Below are 17,444 nucleotides of genomic sequence, written 5' to 3'. Positions count from 1 at the left end.
CCTTTTTCTTTTGTGTTACGGCTGCGTCGCCGTCTCGTGCAGCAGACGCCAGGTTATTTTGTCACCTTCCTGATTAAGCACCGCGGTTGACCAGCGCACGTTAACGGGCAGGTCTGGCCGGGTTTGCGTCTCCCGGTAGTGAAGCACTGCACCCCGTTCGCCGCTCTGGATCGTGGTTAATTCGTCAATGACGATTTTCAGCCCGGGACGGCTTCCGCGCTGTTTTTCCAGAAAACTGGCCAGGCCGTTATAGTCGACCTGTACACCGCCCGGCGGGATCATCAGAAAATCGCGCTGGAAACGGGCGAGCAGCGCGTCGGCCTCGCCTTCACCTTTGCCTAACCATGCTTCAAGCGCAATGTGGAGGTCGATAATGTCGTGTTCGAAAGGCGTCATGAATTCTCCTGTCGCAGCGGGTTTAGCACCTGCGTATTGTTAAGACGAAAAACGTACGGTACAGGCAGCAAGGTCATGCCTGCGGCAAAAATAAACATCCCGTGCCAGGCGGCGTGTGGCGTCAGCCACGCCTGCGCCAGGTTCAGCACCTGCGCCAGCAGCAGGGCACCGGCAAAAAAGCTCAATTGACGATTGAGATTCCACAGCGCGCTGGCATCCGGCATCTCGTCCCGGCGCGTTGTCAGAAACGCGCTGCTCTGAGCCGTGCTGCTGCACAGGCTTCCCCCGGCGCCCATCAGGGCAAACGCGACGGCAGGCAACAGCGTAGCCGAACTGACGTCAATCAAAAGCAGAATGCCCGTCGCCTGCAACAGGCAGCCGATGACGATCAGGGGGCGGGGGCCGATACGGTTAAAATAACGTCCCGTTGCCGTGATGGCGATAAACGATGCCACAGACCACGGCAGCATGAGCATGCCCGTAGCGGCGGGACTCATGTTCGCCACGTTCTGAAGATAAAACATGCCCGTGACGTTCACCCCAATAAATACGCCAGGAACGCAGATATAGACAAGCATGGAAAAACGCAAAAGCGGGTCCGCGAGCAAGGTCAGGTTTAGCAGTCTGGCCGCGTTCATCGCAGGCATTTCGTGTTTAAGCCACAGGCAGGCCAGAACGAAGGTCACGATAGCCACCGGAAGCGTGGCGAAAAAGATCCATCGCCAGCCTAGCGTCTGCACCAGCACGCCGCCAATAGCCGGGGAGCAGGCCGGGGCAAGCAACGCAACCAGCATTACCGCCGAAGAGAGCTTCGCACGCTCCTGAGGCCTGAACTGTTGCCAGGTCAGCGCCTGTCCGACGGGGATCAGTAAGCCTCCTCCCACGCCCTGAAGCACTCGCCAGGCAATCAGACTTTCCAGCGTTGCAGACAGGCCCGCCGCAGCGGAGGCGGCACTGAACAGAAAAAGCGAAAGCAGGATGACGCGCTTTTGTCCGATGCGGCGCGAGAGCAGGCTGCTGAACGGGATCGCCAGCGTCAGGCCGGCAATGTACCCGTTACTAACCCAGGTAAGGGCCGAAGGCGTGGCGTTAAAGGCGTGAGCCATTGCCGGGAACGCGACGCTGGCAATGAACATGTTGATCAAATCAAGAAAAAAGCCCAGCAGATAGACAACGGCGACTTTGCTGCGATACGTCATGGTGGATCCTCCGGTGAGGTGGCGTATCGTATCGATCCGGGAAGCACGGATAAACCTGACAAAGCGCGATATACTGTCAAAAATATTTTGACAGTAAAGGGCGTGATGATGATTAACCTGCAGCGGACGCAGATGCTTGTCGCGGTGGCCGACACCGGCAGTTTTACGGCCGCCGCCGATGCGCTGGGCCTGACAAAAGCCGTGGTCAGCTTCAATATCCGCCAGCTTGAAGATGAGCTGGGCGTTACGCTGCTGCTGCGCTCCACCCGCCGCCTGACGCTAACCGAGGCGGGCGTGCTTTTTCATCAGCGCAGCGTGGCGCTTCTGAAGGAGGCCGAACGGCTGCAGGATGATGTCCGCGCGAACCATGCGGGGCTCACCGGCGAACTGCGGATCACGACCACGCCTGAATATGGCGCCCGGGTCGTGGTGCCGCTGCTGGCCAGGTTTAGCCAGCAGCACACGGATCTTCGCGTCCGACATGTTTCGTCGTCACTGCACGCAGACCTTATCTCGGAGCGCTTTGACGTGGCCATCCGGCTGGGGACGCTTGTTGATTCGCGCAACCACGCCGCACTGATTTCTCACTTTTCTATTCTCCCCGTCGCGACGCCCGAGTGGCTTGCGGGAAACCCGATCGAATCGCTTGCGCAGCTGGCGCAGGCCGACTGGATTATCCACGAGCGCTTAGCCTCGCCGCTGCGCTGGCAGGTGAAAGATGCCCGCGGTGCGCCTGACATGCTGGAGATAAAAAAGGCGCCGCGTTTGTTTGCCGACAGCGCTCAGGCCCTTATGGCTTTTGCGCTCGCAGGCGGTGGGGTGGCGTTACTGCCGGAATGGATGGTGCGTGAAGCGCTTGATGCGGGAACGCTGGTGACGATTTTACCGGAGTATACCTTTGCGCGGCAGGGGATCTATGCGGTCTATCCTGATGCCCGGCATGTGCCCGCAAAAGTGCGCACCTTTATCGATTTTATGCGCACCAGCGTGAGTTAATCGTGCATCATCTTTTTGATGAGCGCAGAGAACTGCTCCCGCTCGGCCTTGTTAAGGCGTCCTAAAAAGGCCTCATCAACCTCATTGCCTACCGGCTTACAGTCTGCAAGCAGGGCTTCACCTTCTGGCGTCAGGAAGACAAAGCGACGGCGCTTATCCGCAGGGTCGTGCTCGCGTTTGACCAGCCCGCGCGCCTCCATGCGGCTCAGCATTTCCGCCAGGGTCGCTTTCGTGCTGACCGCGACTTCAGTCAATGCCACCTGTTCAATGCCCGGATGCTCGGCAATCGAGCGCATCACCGCATACTGCGGCTTGGTCAGTTCCGGCAGGGCATGTTGCCACTTCGCGGTATGCTGTTGAAAAAGCTGACGTAACAGGTGGAACGCCTCTTGTCTTAGTTCCATGAACACTCCGACAGAAAAAATCACCCCCTATGATAGCCGCTAAAGTCCAGGATGATAATGCGGCATTTTTTAGCATTTTGTGTGATCGTGTACGAACAATCTTGTCAGAAAAACAATCCGGGAGTAGTTTACCTACAATGTTCGTACACGAACAAATTGATTGAGGTGATGAATGAGATTGATCGTGGGAATGACGGGGGCGACGGGTGCTCCGCTGGGCGTGGCGCTGCTGCAGGCGCTGCGGGAAATGCCGGAAGTAGAGACGCATCTGGTGATGTCTAAGTGGGCAAAAACCACCATTGAGCTGGAAACGCCTTACACCGCCCAGGACGTAGCTGCCCTGGCTGACGTCGTTCACAGCCCGGCTGACCAGGCCGCCACCATCTCCTCCGGCTCGTTTCGTACCGACGGCATGATCGTCATTCCCTGCAGCATGAAAACGCTGGCCGGGATCCGCGCGGGCTATGCCGAAGGGCTGGTGGGCCGTGCGGCGGATGTGGTGCTGAAAGAGGGGCGTAAGCTGGTGCTGGTGCCCCGTGAAACGCCGCTCAGCACCATTCATCTGGAGAACATGCTGGCGCTCTCCCGCATGGGCGTGGCGATGGTGCCGCCCATGCCTGCGTACTACAACCACCCGCAAACCGCCGATGACATTACCCAGCATATTGTGACCCGCGTGCTCGACCAGTTTGGCCTGGAGCATAAAAAGGCGCGTCGCTGGAACGGGTTGCGAGAGGCGAAACATTTTTCACAGGAGAATAAAGATGGCATTTGATGATCTGAGAAGCTTCCTGCAGGCGCTCGATGAGCAAGGGCAACTGCTGAAAATTGAGGAAGAGGTAAACGCCGAGCCGGATCTGGCGGCGGCAGCCAACGCGACCGGCCGCATCGGTGACGGCGCGCCCGCGCTGTGGTTTGACAATATTCGCGGCTTTACCGATGCTCGCGTGGTGATGAACACCATCGGCTCCTGGCAAAATCACGCTATTTCGATGGGGCTGCCTGCGAACACGCCGGTGAAAAAGCAGATCGACGAGTTTATTCGCCGCTGGGATAAATTCCCGATTGCGCCAGAGCGCCGCGCCAACCCGGCCTGGGCGCAGAATACGGTGGACGGTGAAGACATTAACCTGTTCGACATCCTGCCGCTGTTCCGCCTGAACGACGGGGACGGTGGTTTTTATCTCGACAAAGCGTGCGTTGTCTCGCGCGATCCGCTCGACCCGGATAACTTCGGCAAGCAGAACGTTGGCATCTACCGCATGGAAGTGAAGGGCAAGCGCAAGCTCGGCCTGCAGCCGGTGCCGATGCACGATATCGCTCTGCATCTGCACAAAGCGGAAGAGCGCGGCGAAGACCTGCCGATTGCGATTACGCTGGGCAACGACCCGATCATCACCCTGATGGGCGCGACGCCGCTGAAATACGATCAGTCGGAATATGAAATGGCCGGCGCGCTCCGTGAAAGCCCGTACCCGATTGCCACCGCGCCGCTGACCGGCTTTGACGTGCCGTGGGGTTCTGAAGTGATCCTTGAAGGGGTGATTGAAGGCCGTAAGCGCGAAATTGAAGGGCCGTTCGGCGAGTTTACCGGGCACTACTCCGGTGGCCGTAACATGACGGTTGTCCGTATCGACAAAGTTTCTTACCGCACCAAACCGATTTTCGAATCCCTTTACCTCGGCATGCCATGGACCGAGATTGATTATCTGATGGGGCCAGCCACCTGCGTGCCGCTCTACCAGCAGCTGAAAGCGGAGTTCCCGGAAGTACAGGCGGTAAACGCGATGTACACCCACGGTCTGCTGGCGATCATCTCCACCAAAAAGCGTTACGGCGGCTTCGCCCGCGCGGTTGGCTTGCGCGCCATGACCACGCCGCACGGCCTGGGCTACGTGAAGATGGTGATCATGGTGGATGAGGATGTCGATCCGTTCAACCTTCCGCAGGTGATGTGGGCGCTGTCATCGAAGGTCAACCCGGCAGGCGATCTGGTGCAGCTGCCAAACATGTCGGTGCTTGAACTCGATCCGGGATCCAGTCCGGCGGGTATTACCGACAAACTGATTATTGATGCGACCACGCCTGTCGCACCGGACACCCGGGGCCACTATAGCCAGCCGGTTCAGGATCTTCCCGAAACCAAAGCCTGGGCTGAAAAACTGACCGCGATGCTGGCTGCACGCCAATAAGGAGGAAAAGATGATTTGTCCACGTTGTGCCGATGAGCATATTGAAGTGATGGCGACGTCACCGGTGAAAGGGGTCTGGACCGTTTACCAGTGCCAGCATTGTCTGTATACCTGGCGCGATACCGAACCGCTGCGCCGTACCAGCCGCGAGCATTACCCGGAAGCGTTCCGCATGACGCAGAAGGATATTGACGAGGCGCCGCAGGTGCCGACAATCCCGCCGCTGCTCTAAAAAAAAGCCCGGTGGCGCTGCGCTTACCGAGCGATAATATTGTGCGGTCTGTTTTGCCGGGTGGCGGCTTCGCCTTACCCGGCCTACAAAATTCGTAGGCCCGGTAAGCGCAGCGCCACCGGGCAAAGACCGCAGAAAACTAAACCAGACTCTTCAACCGATAAATCCACTCCAGCGCCTGACGCGGCGTCAGGGAATCCGGATCGAGATTCTCCAGCGCTTCCACGGCAGGCGATGTCTCTTCCGCTGGCACCAGCAGCGACATCTGCGTACCATCGATCTGCGTCGCCGCCGCATTCGGTGACAGGCTTTCCAGCTCACGCAGTTTCTGACGCGCGCGCTTGATCACCTCTTTCGGTACACCGGCCAGCGCCGCAACGGCCAGACCATAGCTCTTGCTTGCCGCGCCATCCTGCACCGTATGCATAAAGGCGATGGTGTCGCCGTGCTCCAGCGCATCAAGGTGGACGTTAGCCACGCCTTCCATTTTCTCCGGCAACTGCGTCAACTCGAAGTAGTGGGTGGCGAACAGCGTCATGGCCTTGATTTTATTCGCGAGGCTTTCCGCACAGGCCCAGGCCAGCGACAGACCATCGTAGGTTGACGTTCCGCGTCCGACTTCGTCCATCAGCACCAGGCTGTGCTCCGTCGCATTATGCAGAATGTTAGCCGTTTCGGTCATCTCGACCATGAAGGTTGAGCGGCCGCTCGCCAGATCGTCCGCTGCCCCGACGCGGGTAAAGATACGGTCGATGGGGCCAATCTCCACGTTTTGCGCCGGAACGTAGCTGCCGATATAGGCAAGCAGGGCAATCAGCGCCGTCTGACGCATATAGGTACTCTTACCGCCCATGTTCGGACCGGTAATGATCAGCATTCTTCGCTGCGGCGACAGGCTCAGCGGGTTGGCGATGAACGGTTCGTTCAGCACCCGCTCGACCACCGGGTGACGGCCTTCGGTAATGCGAATACCGGGCTTGTCGGTAAAGGTCGGGCAGGTGTAGTTCAGCGTTTCCGCGCGTTCGGCCAGGTTCACCAGCACGTCCAGTTCCGCCAGCGCGCTGGCGCTCAGCTGCAGGTCGGCCAGGTGTGGCATCAGCATGTCAAACAGCTCTTCATAGAGCTGTTTTTCCAGCGCCAACGCTTTGCCTTTCGAGGTGAGAACTTTGTCCTCGTACTCTTTCAGCTCGGGAATGATGTAGCGTTCAGCGTTTTTCAACGTCTGGCGGCGCACGTAGTGAATCGGCGCCAGGTGGCTCTGCCCGCGGCTGATTTGAATGTAGTAACCGTGAACCGCGTTATACCCCACCTTCAGGGTGTCGAGACCAAGACGCTCGCGCTCGCGGATCTCCAGCTTATCAAGGTAGTCCGTCGCGCCGTCGGCCAGCGCGCGCCATTCGTCCAGCTCCTCGTTGTAGCCCGGGGCAATCACGCCGCCATCACGCACGAGAACCGGAGGCGCATCAATAATGGCGCGTTCAAGCAGCTCGCGGAGTTCGGTAAATTCGCCCATGGTTTCGCGGAGTTTCTGTACCGGCGCGCTGTCAACGTCGCTCAGCTGCGCACGCAGTTCCGGCAGCTGCTGGAAAGCATGACGCATCCGCGCCAGATCGCGCGGTCGCGCCGTGCGCAGCGCCAGACGGGCCAGGATACGTTCCAGATCGCCCACCTGACGCAGGACCGGCTGCAGCTCGGTATAGCGATCCTGCAGGGCGGCAATCGTCTGCTGACGGCAAACCAGCGTAGCGGTATCGCGAATCGGCATATGCAGCCAGCGTTTCAGCATACGGCTGCCCATTGGCGTTACCGTATTGTCGAGGACCGACGCGAGCGTATTTTCTACGCCGCCCGCCAGGTTCTGGGTGATCTCCAGGTTACGGCGCGTGGCGGCATCCATGATGATGCTGTCCTGCTGGCGCTCCATGGTGATAGAGCGGATATGCGGCAGGGCGGTGCGCTGGGTATCTTTTACGTACTGCAGGAGGCAACCTGCCGCACACAGCCCGCGCGGGGCATTTTCAACGCCAAAGCCAATCAGATCGCGGGTGCCAAACTGCAGATTCAGCTGCTGGCGCGCGGTATCAATTTCGAATTCCCACAGTGGACGGCGGCGCAGCCCGCGACGACCTTCAATCAGCGCCATTTCGGCGAAATCTTCGGCGTAGAGCAGTTCTGCCGGGTTGGTGCGCTGCAGTTCGGCAGCCATCGTTTCACGATCGGCCGGTTCACTCAGACGAAAACGCCCGGAGCTGATGTCCAGCGTCGCGTAGCCAAAGCCTTTGCCGTCCTGCCACAGCGCGGCCAGCAGGTTATCCTGGCGCTCCTGAAGCAGGGCTTCATCACTGATGGTGCCCGGCGTGACGATGCGCACGACCTTGCGTTCCACCGGACCTTTTGAGGTTGCGGGGTCGCCGATCTGTTCGCAGATGGCAACAGACTCACCCTGATTCACCAGTTTCGCCAGGTAGTTTTCTACCGCGTGGTGCGGAATACCGGCCATTGGAATGGGTTCACCAGCCGATGCGCCCCGTTTGGTCAGCGAGATGTCGAGCAGCTGCGATGCGCGTTTGGCATCGTCATAAAACAGCTCGTAAAAATCGCCCATACGATAGAACAGCAGGATTTCCGGATGCTGTGCCTTCAGCTTCAGATACTGCTGCATCATCGGCGTATGTGCGTCGAAATTGTCGAGTGTGCTCATGGAGTTATGATGTCCATTTCTTTGAATATAAACCGTTTTGAGCGGCTCAGTGGCCGTTTGTTCCTTCTATTGTCGCATGAAAAAAAGGTACGGCGCAGAAAAATGTCGCCGCTTTACGAGGCATCTTCCGACATGAGCTCAATGACGATTTTTCCATGCTCTACGCCCACTCGCACCCGGGAGTGGGTGGTAAACCCTGCCTTTTCAAGCCAGTCTCCTTTTAAGCTCAGTGCCGCATGCACGCTGTAGCGCTTCGGTATCTTGGTATTGCGGTCTTCATGGCGCTTTCTGAAATATCCCACTGTTAAATGGCGATAGGGTTTGTTGATAGCGAGTTCTTGCATAGGGTCTCCCGACAACACGGATAAAAGTCATTACTGATGCCTGTATAAAATACCAGTGATGGTTGGGCCTTGCAGGGCTAAAACTGGAATCAGGCTTCAGAAAACGACATGCAATAACTGAAATCCCGCATTGAAAGGTGTATTATTTTTGCACTTTATTGTTCGGTAAGTCGCTATGTCCGGTAAACGAATTTCACGCGAAAAAGACACCATCGCGAAAATGATCGCGCTGTATCAGAAGCAGTGTCCTCAAGCCTCTGTGGAAGAGGGGCACTATCAGGCGCTAAATGCCTATGCCGATAAGCGTCTGGATAAATGCGTTTTCGGGGAGGAAAAGCCCGCCTGTAAACAGTGTCCGGTCCACTGCTACCAGCCTGCAAAACGCGAAGAGATGAAGCAGATTATGCGCTGGGCAGGCCCGCGAATGCTCTGGCGTCACCCCATTCTGACCGTCCGCCATCTGATGGATGACCGTCGTCCCGTACCGGAACTGCCGGAAAAGTATCGTCCGAAAAAGTGACCGGTTCAGCTTCTGAGCGGGCGGCAAATCACGTTAAGGGCCAGCGCGCTGCAGAGAGGGAAGAGGGCCAGCAGCAGCCAGGGGAGCATCGCCTGCGTTGAGGGCACCAGCGCGCGATCCAGCAGGCTGCCAAACAGCAAATTTCCGGCCAGTACCGCAATGCCTCCGGCGGTGGCGAGTGCGCCGTAGTGCGCCCCCAGCGTGGACTCCTCGGCAAACCGGGGGACCAGGTCCTTAGCTGAGGGTACCAGCAGCATCTGTCCCAGCGTCAACAGCGTCACGAAACAGACCGACGGCAGCAGGCGAAGCCAGCCCTCAGGCGGTGCCGTCGGCGCAAACATTGCCACGCTTGCAAAGGCGGCGGAGAGGAATAAAAAGCCCACCGGCAGGATCCTCACCGCGCCCACGCGCCGGGCGAAACGCGCCAGCGGCAGCTGTAAAGCAACAATCAGTACAGAGGCCAGCATAAAAAGCGGGCCGAGATCTTTCTCGTTACCGCCGGCGCGCTGGATCTCTACCGGCAGCGCCAGATAGAGCTGGTTATAGCTTAAAAGCCACGAGCTATAGGCAATGATAAAGGCGACAAAGCGGGGCTGGCGAAAGGTCGTCCACCAGGGAACGAGTTTTAGCGTCCGCGCAGCGTGGCGTGACGCGGGCAGGCAAAAGTAGAGAACCACCAGCGCAACGAGAAAGACGCCAGCGCCCGCCAGCGCCACCTGGCGAAAGCCCAGGCCGGTGAGCAGGGCGCCGGCAACCGGGCCCAGTACCGCACCGAGTTCCCCGCAGACCGCAAAGAGCGCGAACCACTCCGCCCGGCTCCGTTTACCTTTCGCCTCGCTGTGCGTGCCCGCTTTCGCCAGCAATGCCTCAATAGAGGGAGAAAACAGCGCGCCGCCCACCCCCGTCAGGCACGCGCCCAGAATAATCGGCCACAGCGATTCTCCAAGCGCCAGCAGCAGATACCCCGCGACGCGAATAATGCACCCGCTCAGGATAACGATTTTCGCGCCAAACCGGTCCGAGAGCGCGCCGCCGACGATAAACATCCCCTGCTGAGAGAACGTGCGCAGGCCGAGGATCAGCCCGATCAGCCCGCCGGAGAGCAGCATATCGTCGCGCAGGAATATCGCCAGGAAGGGGACAACGGCGTAAAAGCCGATGTTAAAAACAAACTGGCTACCCAGTAAAACGGGGGGCCAGAGCGTGGTGGCAGGGCGAAGGGGCATCGTTGTTCACTCGCCCCTAAACGATAAAGTGAATGTGCTTTTTGCCATGGAACGGTGAGATCTCAATTTTGGTTTTGACCCGGAAGACGTCCCAGAGCAGCGACTCGGACAGGATGTCCTGCGGTGTTCCCGTCGCCACAATTTGCCCTTTCTGCATCACAATCAGCGAGTCGCAGAACATCGAGGCGTGGTTGAGATCGTGGATGGCGACAATGCTGGTGACCGGTAATTCGCTGATTAACTGCATCAGCTGCATCTGATGATGAATGTCCAGGTGGTTGGTCGGTTCATCCAGCAGGATTTCCGTCGGGGTCTGGGCCAGCGCGCGGGCAATGTGGACGCGCTGGCGCTCACCGCCGGAGAGGCTCAGCCACCCCTGGTCGCTTTTATCCAGCATATCCACGCGCTGCAGAGCGGCGGTGACGGTTTCGTCATCGTGCGTGCTCCAGTTGGAAAAGGCGGAGTGGTGCGGAATCCGCCCGAGTTTGACCACGTCGCGCACGCGCATGTTGGCGTCAGTCATGCCGTGCTGCTCCACGAAGGCGACCCGGCGGGCCAGCAGCTTTTTGGCAATACGAGAGATGTCCTGGCCGTCCAGCGTCACACAGCCCGCATCCGGGCGACGCAGCCCCGCGAGGATACGTAAAAGAGACGATTTACCGCAGCCGTTAGGGCCAAGCAGTCCTACCGTTTCGCCCCGGGAAACCTTCAGCGAGACGTCATTAACGATGACTTTTTTGCCGACCTTCCAGGTAATATTTTCAGCGCAGATGCTCATCACTTATTCCTTGAGCGGTAGATAATCACGGCAAAGAACGGAACGCCAACCAGCGCGGTGACCACGCCGACGGGCAGGCTTTGCGGCGCAATCAGCATGCGCGAGGCAATGTCTGCCAGCACCATCAGGATCGCGCCTGCCAGCGCGCTGGCAATCAGCAGCGTGCGGTGCAGCGGCCCGAACAGGAAACGCATGACGTGCGGCACCACCAGCCCGACAAAGCCGATTGAGCCCGCCATGCTGACGATGGTTGCGGTAATCAGCGCGGTGGTGGTAAAGAGCGCCAGGCGCACCCAGGGGACAGCAATGCCCAGCGACGCCGCGGCGTCATCGCCGAACGTAAAGGCATCCAGCGCCCGGGAATAGTAGAGGCACACGGCTAACCCAATCAGCACCACGACCAGTGCCAGCTGGAATTCAGGCCAGCGCACGCCGCTGAAGCTGCCCAGCAGCCAGAACATCACGTCGCGCGCCTGCTGGGCACTGGCGGAGGTGCTAATGGTGTAGGCGGTAATGGCGTTAAAAAGCTGTGAGGCGGCGACGCCTGCCAGAATCGTACGTTCATTCCCGCCGCGCGCCCCGTTCGTCAGAAACGCGACAAACGCAAACGCGGCGAACGCCCCGGCAAAGGCTCCGGCAGAGAGCGACACCGCACCGGTGCCGATCCCCAACACGACGACAGAAACCGCCCCGGTCGATGCGCCCGCGGACACGCCGAGCACGTAGGGTTCCGCCAGCGCGTTCTTCAGCAGGCTCTGCAATACGGCCCCGCAGATGGCCAGACCTGCGCCGCAGCAGGCCGCCACCAGCGCGCGGCTCAGGCGGAAGTCCCAGATCACGCTCTCATAGATGCGAGTGAGCGGAACATCGGTGAGCCCCATTTTATTGCTGATGGCGTAAAACACGTTATCCAGCGGGATGGACAGCTCGCCGACGCTGACGCTCAGCGCGATAACCAGAAATAGCAGGACAAAGGCGAGCAAACACGAGGTCGTCAGAACCAGGCTCTGCCTGGCCTGAAGGACAGCGGTGGTCATCAGTGCAGCCCCAGTTTTCTGAGCTGTTCGCCAACCTGCTCAGCCCCGTAAATCGTGCGAATTGTCGGGTTCATGGCCTGACCGTCCATCACCACGATATGGCCTTTTTTCACCGCGTCCAGCTGGCTGACGGCCGGATCGCTTTTCAGGAATTTGATTTTCTCTTCCGCGTTATCCAGCGCCCAGCGGTTGCGATCCAGGCTCGAGACCACAATCACATCCGGATTGGCGGCAATAATGCTTTCCCAGCCCACGGTTGGCCATTCGGTCTCTGAGGTGATGGCGTTATGCCCGCCCATCAGGCTGGCGATAAACCCGGAGGGGCTATTTTTACCGCCTACGTAGGCGTCCGCAGAGGGGGAGGAGCTGGAGAACCAGAAAACAAACGATAGGTCTTTTTTGTTCTTGCCGAATTCCTTACGCAAGTCGGCCTCACGTTTTTTGAAATCGGCAATCACGGCCTGACCGCGGTCTTCAACGTTAAAGATTTTGGCGAAATCCTCAATCTCCTGATAGAGATACGTCATATCCCACAGTTTCTGGCGGCTGCCGTACATATCGCCGGTGGCTTTTTTGGTCGCACACATGCCCGGGGACACGTAGCTGTTCACGCCCAGGGTCATCAGATCGTCGCGTTTTGCGACCTTGCTTTCTGGCCCCAGCAGCAGCGGTGACTGCGCGGGGACAAAGTCGGGATTTTGCGCAAGCACGGATTCAAGGGTAGGGATTTCGACCGTCAGGGTTTTGATTTTTGCGTTCTGTTCCGCCAGCTGCGGCAGCACTTTCGTCGGCCAGAAGGCGCTGGCCTTCACCTTATCTTCCAGCCCCAGCAGGAGCAGAATTTCGACAGTATTCTGACCCAGAGCCACGACGCGTTCCGGCGCTTTGGTGAATGTCTCTTTATAGCCACAGTTTTCAATCGTCAGAGGATATGTGGTTGCCAGAGCAGAACTGACCGACGCAACCGCCAGGCCTAACGCGCAGATGACCTTCTTCATGAAACGCTACCCTTGATTAATATTATTATTGATGCAAATGAAACTCATTATTAAGGCGGAATTTTATACAGAGGAAACGATTTTGTGTCAATGAGGGACAATTGCGCAGGGTAACGAAAGGCGGTGCCAGAAAAACACCGCCGGATTGGGGGCTTAAACCAGGCTCTCTTTATCGATCCCGAGACGCTTCATGCGCGACAGCAGGGTAGTGCGTTTTAACCCTAAACGCTGGGCGGCACCTTTTGGCCCGGCGACCACGCCGTTGGTCTCTTTGAGTACGCGCATAATGAGCTGATATTCATCTTCTCCCTCTTTCGCCGTCTCGGCGGCGGGCACGGTCACGTCAGGCAGCGTCACTTCAGGCAAGGAGAGCTGCAGCACATTGCCACGCGTCAGCAGCACCGCACGCTCGATGACGTTTTCCAGCTCGCGCACGTTGCCGGGCCACTCCATTGATGAAAGGGTACGTAACGTCTCGGCAGGAATGCTGTCGATGTTTCGCCCCATCCGACGCGCGATCTTGGCGGTAAACGCTTTGACCAGCAGGGGAATATCTTCCGGGCGCTCGCGCAGCGGCGGCAGGAAGATCGGGAAGACGTTCAGGCGATAGTAGAGATCGCTGCGAAACTCGCGGTCGGCGACCATTTTTTTCAGGTCGCGGTTGGTGGCGGCAATCAGCCGCACGTCAGTCTGGATAAGCTTGTTGCTGCCAAGACGTTCAAACTCCTGCTCCTGCAGAACGCGCAGCAGTTTCGGCTGTAGCTCCAGCGGCATATCGCCCACTTCGTCGAGAAACAGCGAGCTCTTGTCCGCCAGCTCAAAACGGCCCAGCCGCTGGCTGCTGGCCCCGGTGAATGCACCGCGCTCGTGGCCGAACAGGTCGCTTTCCAGAAGGCCTGCAGGCATCGCCGCGCAGTTCATCTTCACCATCCGACGGCTGTTGCGGTTGCTCAGGTTGTGGATGGCGCGGGCAATCAGCTCTTTACCCGTACCGGTTTCGCCCAGGATCAGCACCGTGCTGTCGCTTTGCGCCACCATCTCAACCTGCTTGAGCACGCTGTACATGGCGTCGCTGCGCCCGATGATTTCACCAAACTCGCTGTCCACGTTGTTGAGCTGTTCGGTCAGGGCCAGGTTCTCATCCACCAGCCGCTCTTTCAGGCGGTGGATCTCCTGATAGGCGAGGGCGTTATCCAGCGCGATGGAGATACGCTCGGCGATCTGGCGCAGCAGCTTCAGGTTGGCGGTGGTAAACACGGCTTCATCACACTGCGCCAGCTTCAGCACCCCCAGCATGGTGTTGCCGGACATCAGGGGAAGCAGGCACAGGGTCTGAATCTTGTTGCCCCAGGTGTTAAACAGCATCCGCTCGTACGGTGCCACCGGGTCCTGCTCGCTCAGGTTGAGCAGCAGGATCTCTTTGCTTTTAAATACCCGCTCAGAAAGGGTGCCCGCTTCGTCCACTTCGCTCTGCTCGTGCGCCGGGTTGGCTTCATCCAGATAATGCGTGGAGTAGATGTTCAGCTTGCCCTTGCGATGGCCGCGCAGCGCGATGCTGATGGCATCGATTTTGAAATAGTGGTGGATCTCTTTCGACACTTCGCTGACCAGCTCGTCCATATCAAGGCGCGACAGCACGGCGTTGGTGATGGCGACCAGAATGCGGAAGTTGTCGCGCTCGCGGCTCAGCAGGTCGTAATCCACGTTATTGGTCACGCGGCTTTGGATCTGCTCCGCGACGACGGCCACAATCTGGGTAAAGGTGTGCAGACGCTCGTATTCCGCCTCGCTCCAGGGCTGGTCAGTCGTGCGAATAAACTCGCAGCCACCAAAAATATGTCCCTCCGCCGCGAGCGGCAGCATGCTGTAGTGGCCGAACGGCTGGTAGAGGTTGCTCTCCGCGAGCCGCGGCCACGCCGTGCGGAACTCCTCAAAGTTGCAGTGCAGCGCTTCCGGACGGGAGAGAATACGGCGCACCGGGCCATGCGCGAGATACGTTTCGTCTTCGTACTCAAACGTTTTGCCATTATCGCGCGTTGAATAGTAGCTCGCGCGGTGCGTTCCGCTATGCCACAGTACAATCGCCGCGCTGTCGGCCAGCGCTGATTGCCTGACCAACCGCGTCAGGGCATCGCTCAGCGCGCCGAGATCGGGCTGCTGTAAAAGTGTGCGCGTGATATCAAACAGGCCCTGCTGTCCAAGATCGCTCATCGGTGTATACGGCATTATTGCTTTCCAATAGAAACTGGCAAAAAAGAGACATTCAGTGCTGACCGCTTATGGCGCGGCTCTAGCAAATTCGGGGTAACGGTTCCGCGTGCGGCAGGTCCAGCGTGCGCTTCACGCCGTAAAGTCCGGTCAGGCGCACCCCCTTGCGCTCAACCACTTCGCCAATGATGGCGGCCTCTTTCCCTAATGGATGCGCGCGCAGCTCTGCAAGAACGGCTTCCGCCGCCGCGCGTTCCACGCCGATCACCAGCTTGCCTTCGTTAGCAAAGTTCAGTGGGTCAAGTCCCAATAGTTCGCACAGCCCGCGCACGGCAGCTTTTACAGGCAGGCCACGCTCGGTCAGTTCAATTCCGCACCCGCTGCTTGCGGCGAATTCGTGAACCACCGCATTCACCCCGCCGCGGGTGGCATCGCGCAAGGCCTTCACGCCGGGAATAGCACACAGCGTCTGAATCAGCGGGGTGAGCACCGCGCAGTCGCTGCGCAGTTCACCGTCCAGCCCTAAGCCTTCGCGCAGGTTAAGGATAGTCGCTCCGTGGCAGCCCAGCGTGCCGGTTACCAGCAGCACGTCGCCCGCGCTAAGCCGCTGTGCGCCCCAGTGAATGTTGGCGGGTATTGCCCCCATCCCCGCGGTGTTGATAAACAGCTTATCGGCCGCACCGCGCTGGACCACTTTGGTGTCCCCGGTGACGATAGCGATACCCGCCTCGCGCGCGGTGTGTGCCATGCTGTTCACCACCGCCGTGAGCGTCTCCATTGGCAGACCCTCTTCGAGGATGAATCCGCAGGAGAGGTAGCGGGGAATGGCGCCGCTGACGGCCACGTCGTTGGCCGTGCCGCAGACGGCGAGCTTGCCGATATCGCCGCCGGGAAAGAACAGCGGATCGATGACATAGCTGTCGGTGGAGAAGGCCAGCCGGTCGCCCTGGGCGGTGAGGGTGGCGAGGTCAATGCGCGCCTGGTCTTCCTGCTCGGCGAGCCAGGGGTTGTTAAAGGCCTCCATGAACAGCCGGTTAATCAGCTGCTGCATCGCCTGTCCACCGCTTCCGTGCGCCATTTCCACCGTGTTCATGCTTCACACTCCTGGTTGCGATATTGATACCACGCGGCGCATGCCCCTTCGGAGGAGACCATCAGCGCGCCAAACGCCGTTTGCGGGTTACAGGTATTGCCAAATAACGGGCACTGATGCGGTTTGCATTTGCCGGTGAGCACCTCGCCACAGCGGGCCCGGGGATCGTCGCAAACCTGCTGCGGCTGCGGGCGGAAATGCGCTTCGGCGTCGAACGCGCGATAGGCTGGCGTCAGGCGCACGCCGGATTCGGCAATCAGCCCCAGTCCTCGCCACTCGCTGTCGCCTTCGACGCTGAACACCTCCGCAATGGCACGCTGAGCCCGTTCATTGCCGGCATCCGGCACCACGCGGCGGTACTGGTTTTCGACCGCGCTCAGGGCCGCTATTTTCTGCTCAACCAGCATGGTGACACCTTGCAGTAGATCAAGTGGTTCGAAACCAGCGACCACTAACGGACGATTGTACTGTTCAGCGATAAAACCGTAGGCGTCTGTGCCAATCACCATGCTGACGTGGCCCGGTGCCAGAAAGGCGTCAATGCCGTTGCCTGGCGCTTCCAGCAGGCTGCGCAGGGTGGGGATGAGCGTAATGTGCTGGCAGAAGAAGAAAAAGTTATCGACGCCGCGCGCTTTCGCCTGCTGCAGCGTGATGGCGGTGGCGGGCATGGTGGTTTCAAACCCCAGGCCAAAAAACACCACCTTGCGCGCGGGGTTATCCGCTGCCAGCGTCAGGGCATCCATCGGCGAATAGACGATCCGGATGTCCGCCCCGCGCGCTTTCGCCTGCAGCAGCGAGCCGTTTTTCCCCGGCACGCGCATCGCGTCGCCAAAGGTGCAGAATATGACGTCGGGCCGGCTGGCAATCTCGATACAGCTGTCGATGCGTCCCATTGGCAGCACGCAGACCGGGCAGCCGGGGCCGTGGATAAACTCAATGTTCTCCGGCAGCAGCTGGTCGAGGCCAAATTTAAAGATCGCGTGCGTGTGCCCGCCGCACACCTCCATGATCCGCAGCGGTTTCTCTTTCGTATAGTCCAGCCGCGCCGCGCGCGTTTTGAGGTGTCCGATAAGCTGCAGCACCTGCTCCGGCGCGCGGTATTCATCAACGTAACGCATGA

At 59.1% G+C, this 17,444-nt stretch carries 17 protein-coding genes; 5 read left to right on the top strand and 12 right to left on the bottom strand.

The features are described from left to right. Window positions 1–15: 15 nt before the first annotated feature. Window positions 16–396 (bottom strand): DUF4440 domain-containing protein, encoded by a 381-nt coding sequence (locus ACOTXI_RS14315; protein ID WP_021241912.1) that lies wholly within the window; start codon window positions 394–396, stop codon window positions 16–18. Continuing rightward, a complete protein-coding gene (locus ACOTXI_RS14310) occupies window positions 393–1,595 on the bottom strand; it encodes an MFS transporter (RefSeq protein WP_058653934.1) in 1,203 nt (400 codons plus the stop codon). Before ACOTXI_RS14310 ends, ACOTXI_RS14315 begins: the two co-directional genes overlap by 4 nt. A gap of 108 nt (window positions 1,596–1,703) precedes the next feature. Between ACOTXI_RS14310 and ACOTXI_RS14305 the strand changes: the two genes are divergently transcribed. After that, entirely contained in the window at window positions 1,704–2,591 is an 888-nt protein-coding gene (locus tag ACOTXI_RS14305) for a LysR family transcriptional regulator (RefSeq protein WP_058653986.1), read from the top strand. On the opposite strand, the gene ACOTXI_RS14300 is transcribed toward ACOTXI_RS14305, so the two are convergent. Further along, a complete protein-coding gene (locus tag ACOTXI_RS14300; protein WP_008499596.1) occupies window positions 2,588–2,995 on the bottom strand; it encodes a MarR family winged helix-turn-helix transcriptional regulator in 408 nt (135 codons plus the stop codon). The genes ACOTXI_RS14305 and ACOTXI_RS14300 overlap by 4 nt on opposite strands. Before the next feature lie 172 nt (window positions 2,996–3,167). On the opposite strand from ACOTXI_RS14300, the gene ACOTXI_RS14295 reads away from it, so the two are divergent. From ACOTXI_RS14295 to ACOTXI_RS14285, 3 genes are read left to right on the top strand one after another with little or no spacing between them, the layout of a single operon-like run. After that, a complete protein-coding gene (locus ACOTXI_RS14295; protein ID WP_008499595.1) occupies window positions 3,168–3,770 on the top strand; it encodes a non-oxidative hydroxyarylic acid decarboxylases subunit B in 603 nt (200 codons plus the stop codon). Further along, a complete protein-coding gene (locus tag ACOTXI_RS14290) occupies window positions 3,760–5,187 on the top strand; it encodes a non-oxidative hydroxyarylic acid decarboxylases subunit C (RefSeq protein WP_008499594.1) in 1,428 nt (475 codons plus the stop codon). The genes ACOTXI_RS14295 and ACOTXI_RS14290 overlap by 11 nt, the downstream gene beginning before the upstream one ends. 10 nt (window positions 5,188–5,197) lie before the next feature. After that, a complete protein-coding gene (locus ACOTXI_RS14285; RefSeq protein ID WP_003862116.1) occupies window positions 5,198–5,419 on the top strand; it encodes a non-oxidative hydroxyarylic acid decarboxylases subunit D in 222 nt (73 codons plus the stop codon). Window positions 5,420–5,558: 139 nt separating this feature from the next. Here ACOTXI_RS14285 and mutS read toward each other — a convergent pair whose 3' ends face one another. Both mutS and ACOTXI_RS14275 read right to left on the bottom strand, forming a co-directional pair. Further along, the gene (gene mutS / locus ACOTXI_RS14280; protein ID WP_047748599.1) at window positions 5,559–8,120 is read right to left on the bottom strand and encodes a DNA mismatch repair protein MutS; all 2,562 of its coding nucleotides are present in this window, start codon (window positions 8,118–8,120) and stop codon (window positions 5,559–5,561) included. Between the two features lie 113 nt (window positions 8,121–8,233). After that, window positions 8,234–8,464: a SymE family type I addiction module toxin gene (locus ACOTXI_RS14275; RefSeq protein WP_008499591.1), complete on the bottom strand. Its 231-nt coding sequence runs from the start codon at window positions 8,462–8,464 to the stop codon at window positions 8,234–8,236. Window positions 8,465–8,639: 175 nt separating this feature from the next. Between ACOTXI_RS14275 and ACOTXI_RS14270 the strand changes: the two genes are divergently transcribed. After that, the gene (locus ACOTXI_RS14270) at window positions 8,640–8,984 is read left to right on the top strand and encodes a nitrous oxide-stimulated promoter family protein (RefSeq protein ID WP_058653933.1); all 345 of its coding nucleotides are present in this window, start codon (window positions 8,640–8,642) and stop codon (window positions 8,982–8,984) included. 5 nt (window positions 8,985–8,989) lie between these two features. Here the strand turns inward: ACOTXI_RS14270 and ACOTXI_RS14265 are convergent, their stop codons facing one another. From ACOTXI_RS14265 to hypD, 7 genes are all read right to left on the bottom strand, one after another. Continuing rightward, window positions 8,990–10,210: an MDR family MFS transporter gene (locus ACOTXI_RS14265; RefSeq protein WP_008499589.1), complete on the bottom strand. Its 1,221-nt coding sequence runs from the start codon at window positions 10,208–10,210 to the stop codon at window positions 8,990–8,992. A gap of 16 nt (window positions 10,211–10,226) precedes the next feature. After that, window positions 10,227–10,988 carry an ABC transporter ATP-binding protein gene (locus ACOTXI_RS14260; RefSeq protein ID WP_058653932.1) on the bottom strand — a complete coding sequence of 254 codons (762 nt, stop codon included), beginning with the start codon at window positions 10,986–10,988 and terminating at the stop codon, window positions 10,227–10,229. Beyond that, complete coding sequence (locus ACOTXI_RS14255; RefSeq protein WP_008499587.1) at window positions 10,988–12,025, bottom strand: FecCD family ABC transporter permease; 1,038 nt, start codon at window positions 12,023–12,025, stop codon at window positions 10,988–10,990. The genes ACOTXI_RS14260 and ACOTXI_RS14255 overlap by 1 nt, the downstream gene beginning before the upstream one ends. After that, window positions 12,025–13,023 carry an ABC transporter substrate-binding protein gene (locus ACOTXI_RS14250; protein WP_023294434.1) on the bottom strand — a complete coding sequence of 333 codons (999 nt, stop codon included), beginning with the start codon at window positions 13,021–13,023 and terminating at the stop codon, window positions 12,025–12,027. Before ACOTXI_RS14250 ends, ACOTXI_RS14255 begins: the two co-directional genes overlap by 1 nt. A gap of 153 nt (window positions 13,024–13,176) precedes the next feature. Beyond that, the gene (flhA, locus tag ACOTXI_RS14245; protein ID WP_021241929.1) at window positions 13,177–15,249 is read right to left on the bottom strand and encodes a formate hydrogenlyase transcriptional activator FlhA; all 2,073 of its coding nucleotides are present in this window, start codon (window positions 15,247–15,249) and stop codon (window positions 13,177–13,179) included. A 64-nt stretch (window positions 15,250–15,313) separates the two neighbouring features. Further along, the gene (gene hypE, locus ACOTXI_RS14240; RefSeq protein ID WP_032653169.1) at window positions 15,314–16,324 is read right to left on the bottom strand and encodes a hydrogenase expression/formation protein HypE; all 1,011 of its coding nucleotides are present in this window, start codon (window positions 16,322–16,324) and stop codon (window positions 15,314–15,316) included. After that, the gene (gene hypD / locus ACOTXI_RS14235; RefSeq protein WP_045418280.1) at window positions 16,321–17,442 is read right to left on the bottom strand and encodes a hydrogenase formation protein HypD; all 1,122 of its coding nucleotides are present in this window, start codon (window positions 17,440–17,442) and stop codon (window positions 16,321–16,323) included. The genes hypE and hypD overlap by 4 nt, the downstream gene beginning before the upstream one ends. Window positions 17,443–17,444 lie beyond the last annotated feature (2 nt).

Source organism: Enterobacter cloacae complex sp. BZL2005 (genome assembly GCF_049238885.1).
Taxonomy (GTDB): Bacteria; Pseudomonadota; Gammaproteobacteria; order Enterobacterales; family Enterobacteriaceae; genus Enterobacter; species Enterobacter roggenkampii.
This window is presented reverse-complemented; position numbering and strand designations above follow the sequence as displayed.

Coding starts and splice junctions, on each gene's coding strand:
- ACOTXI_RS14305 (WP_058653986.1), top strand. CDS start 1,704: ATGATTAACCTGCAGCGGACGCAGATGCTTGTCGCGGTGGCCGACACC.
- ACOTXI_RS14265 (WP_008499589.1), bottom strand. CDS start 10,210: ATGCCCCTTCGCCCTGCCACCACGCTCTGGCCCCCCGTTTTACTGGGT.
- ACOTXI_RS14285 (WP_003862116.1), top strand. CDS start 5,198: ATGATTTGTCCACGTTGTGCCGATGAGCATATTGAAGTGATGGCGACG.
- ACOTXI_RS14300 (WP_008499596.1), bottom strand. CDS start 2,995: ATGGAACTAAGACAAGAGGCGTTCCACCTGTTACGTCAGCTTTTTCAA.
- ACOTXI_RS14270 (WP_058653933.1), top strand. CDS start 8,640: ATGTCCGGTAAACGAATTTCACGCGAAAAAGACACCATCGCGAAAATG.
- mutS (WP_047748599.1), bottom strand. CDS start 8,120: ATGAGCACACTCGACAATTTCGACGCACATACGCCGATGATGCAGCAG.
- ACOTXI_RS14250 (WP_023294434.1), bottom strand. CDS start 13,023: ATGAAGAAGGTCATCTGCGCGTTAGGCCTGGCGGTTGCGTCGGTCAGT.
- ACOTXI_RS14260 (WP_058653932.1), bottom strand. CDS start 10,988: ATGAGCATCTGCGCTGAAAATATTACCTGGAAGGTCGGCAAAAAAGTC.
- flhA (WP_021241929.1), bottom strand. CDS start 15,249: ATGCCGTATACACCGATGAGCGATCTTGGACAGCAGGGCCTGTTTGAT.
- hypE (WP_032653169.1), bottom strand. CDS start 16,324: ATGAACACGGTGGAAATGGCGCACGGAAGCGGTGGACAGGCGATGCAG.
- ACOTXI_RS14255 (WP_008499587.1), bottom strand. CDS start 12,025: ATGACCACCGCTGTCCTTCAGGCCAGGCAGAGCCTGGTTCTGACGACC.
- ACOTXI_RS14290 (WP_008499594.1), top strand. CDS start 3,760: ATGGCATTTGATGATCTGAGAAGCTTCCTGCAGGCGCTCGATGAGCAA.
- ACOTXI_RS14310 (WP_058653934.1), bottom strand. CDS start 1,595: ATGACGTATCGCAGCAAAGTCGCCGTTGTCTATCTGCTGGGCTTTTTT.
- ACOTXI_RS14275 (WP_008499591.1), bottom strand. CDS start 8,464: ATGCAAGAACTCGCTATCAACAAACCCTATCGCCATTTAACAGTGGGA.
- ACOTXI_RS14315 (WP_021241912.1), bottom strand. CDS start 396: ATGACGCCTTTCGAACACGACATTATCGACCTCCACATTGCGCTTGAA.
- hypD (WP_045418280.1), bottom strand. CDS start 17,442: ATGCGTTACGTTGATGAATACCGCGCGCCGGAGCAGGTGCTGCAGCTT.
- ACOTXI_RS14295 (WP_008499595.1), top strand. CDS start 3,168: ATGAGATTGATCGTGGGAATGACGGGGGCGACGGGTGCTCCGCTGGGC.